We start from the raw sequence: 1,622 nt of genomic DNA on the forward strand, positions 1-1,622 counted from the left end.
CGCCGGCCTCGGTACACCCCGCGAGCGCGGCGACGCCGCCGGCGACGCCGTAGAGGGCCGCTCGTCGCGTGAGCTGACTCATACCTCCACATACGCGGGCGGTACATAAGGGTCTCGTGTAAACGAAAACAACCGTCTGACCGACACCGGCGGGCGATTCCGCCCCTTCAGCGCGCCCGCGGTCGTCTCACGCCGGCGCGAACAGCGCCTCGATCCTCTCGCCGTCGAGGCCGGCGGCGAGGCCGAGCGCGAGCGCGACCCGCGCCTTCGCGGCCGGGAGGTCGCCGGCGAACGTCGCGCCGTGGTCCGCGAGCGTGACGGCGCCGCCCGGCGTCCCGTACACCGGCTCCGTCGGCCCGGCCGGCGGGCGGCCGGCGACGACGACCGGCACGGACGCGACCGCCTCGCCGAGCGCGTCGCCGAGCGCCGCCGTGACGTTGCCGAGGCCCGTCCCCTCGACGACGACTCCGCCGACGCCGGCGTCGAGCGCGCGTTCGAGGGCGCCCGCACCGACGCCGGTCCCGGAGTGGATCACCGGGACCTCTGGCACGTCGGAGGGGCCCTCGATCGCGTCCGCGAGCGGGTCGACCGCGACGCCGCGCTCGGGGGTACGGACGAGCCGCGAGGCGTCGCGGGTGAACGTCGCGACCGGCCCCGTCCCCGGCGAGGTCATCGTCGACAGCGCGTTGCTGTGCCCCTTCACGACGTCGCGGGCGGCGTGGAGCTCGTCGTCGAACGCGACGTGAACGCCGCGCGAGAACCGGGCGTCCGCGGCAGCCCGGACCGCGAGCGCGAGGTTCGCTGGGACGTCGCTGGAGGGCTCGTCGAGGCGGCGCTGCGCGCCCGTGACGACGACCGGCGCGCCGAGGTCCGTGAGGAGGTCCAGGGCGAACGCGGTGTCCGCCAAGGTGTCCGTCCCGTGGGTGACGACGACGCCGTCGGCCCCCTCGCCGACCGCGTCGCGGGCGGCCGCCGCGGTCGCGAGCACGTCCCGCCACCGCACGTCGAACCCCGGCTGCGAGCACACCTCGGTCGTCGTCACCCGGGCGTGGTCCGAAACGGCCGGCACCGCGGCCACGAGGTCCTCGCCGGTCTTCTCGGGCGCCGCGCCGTCGTCGCCGGGCTCCGAGGCGATGGTGCCGCCGCAGGCGACGACCGCCACCCGCGGGCGGCCGCCGTCGGCGCGCGCGTCGTCTCGGTCCCTCCGGTCATCGCGTCGGTCGCGGCGATCGGTCTCGGTCATGCCCCCCCTCGCCGCCCGACGGACAAAGCGGTTGGTGCCGCGGCAGTCGTCCGGGGCCGCGTTCGCCGGGGCGCCGCGGTCGGTCCCGCGTGACGCCCCGCGAGCGACCGGAGCGCGCGGATCGGAGACGATTCCAGAACAAAGGATTAGCGAGCTCTATGAACGGTTAAAACGTTTCTGCGGCGGTTGTGAAACGACTCGATCGGTCGAGAAACGCCGTGAAATTCGCCGAACCCTCGTCGGGGTATATGTGGGTCCCCGTCGTACGCGGAAGTGTCCATGTCAACCCCCGCTCCCACCCAGATCGCCTCCGGCGACCGGCTCGCCGGGCTGATGACCGGTACCGTCAAGGCGGCCGCCTTCTGGGCGGCCATCGCCA

Annotated in this window: 1 protein-coding gene; it reads right to left on the reverse strand. The window is 74.7% G+C overall.

Annotated elements, in window-relative coordinates:
• Positions 1-187: 187 nt before the first annotated feature.
• Positions 188-1,243 carry an asparaginase domain-containing protein gene (locus tag EXE48_RS18110; RefSeq protein ID WP_053770656.1) on the reverse strand — a complete coding sequence of 352 codons (1,056 nt, stop codon included), beginning with the start codon at positions 1,241-1,243 and terminating at the stop codon, positions 188-190.
• Between the last annotated feature and the right edge of the window lie 379 nt (positions 1,244-1,622).

Source organism: Halorubrum sp. ASP1, from assembly GCF_005435135.1.
Taxonomy (GTDB): domain Archaea; phylum Halobacteriota; class Halobacteria; order Halobacteriales; family Haloferacaceae; genus Halorubrum; species Halorubrum tropicale.

Coding starts and splice junctions, on each gene's coding strand:
- EXE48_RS18110 (WP_053770656.1), bottom strand. CDS start 1,243: ATGACCGAGACCGATCGCCGCGACCGACGCGATGACCGGAGGGACCGA.